This window comes from Pseudoalteromonas sp. S3178, from assembly GCF_005886985.1.
Lineage (GTDB): Bacteria > Pseudomonadota > Gammaproteobacteria > Enterobacterales > Alteromonadaceae > Pseudoalteromonas > Pseudoalteromonas carrageenovora.
The window spans coordinates 1-859 of sequence record NZ_PNCW01000114.1 but is presented as its reverse complement, the minus strand read 5'-3'; the positions used below and the strand labels follow the sequence as shown (position 1 = coordinate 859).

General features: G+C 39.8%; 1 protein-coding gene. It reads right to left on the bottom strand.

The genetic code is table 11. From position 1 onward, the window contains the following. Positions 1 to 613: 613 nt before the first annotated feature. A partial coding sequence (locus tag CWC11_RS23415; RefSeq protein ID WP_249330777.1) for a hypothetical protein occupies positions 614 to 859 on the bottom strand: 246 nt, incomplete at its 5' end.

The window sequence follows — 859 nt, the reverse complement described above, 5'->3', positions numbered from 1 at the left end:
TTTCAAAAAATAAACCTTTAATACCTACCTCTCTCTATTATTGAGCACCCACATTTTTAATTTTAATGCAGCACGAGTGCTGCATTAACGTATTCTCATTAAGGATGATGTATGAGCCTTATCACCACGAGTATTTTAATGCTGTTTTTACAGTCTCTATTTGTATATTTAGCGCTTTTTAAAGGACAGATAATCAACAGGTAATCAAGACACTCATCCTAAAAGTAGGGATAAAAACGCTCTTTAAAAACATGGACCTTTGCAAGGCTTAGTCATTTTGCTTAAGTCTTTTATCACTATGCAGCCAAGGTAATATTAAAACCCAGCAGTTTGGTAACAGCATAACCCTTACTCAACAGTTCGATGTATTCAACCGTTTAACGCAGCAACAGCTTACACATCCAGCGCAAGCATTATTTGATACCTGTACATATAATTACGACAGCGTCAACCAGCTCATTGCCCGTAAAAACGAAGGCGTAAGCAGCCAAAACATCAATTTTGAATACAACAGCCTCGGGCAGTTAATACAACAAACACTGGCAAGCTCAGATGCTGATACAACCACACATTACCAGTGGGATAGCTTTGGTAACCCGCAAAGTCAGACTGTTCAATCAAACACAAACGATGCAGACCTTAGAGATACAGGCGAGCAGGGCATAGAACATGATGCTGCCAGTAACGAGCATACAGCCAGCTCTTCTATTGATTTAACACGCGCCACGCATAGCGAATACAATGAGCTAGCACTAAATAATAGTGAAAGTAGTAGTAAAAACAGTAGCAACGCTGACTCAGTAATAAACAATAAAAGTACTAACAACACCACAATAAGCAGTGCCACCGACGCCGACCG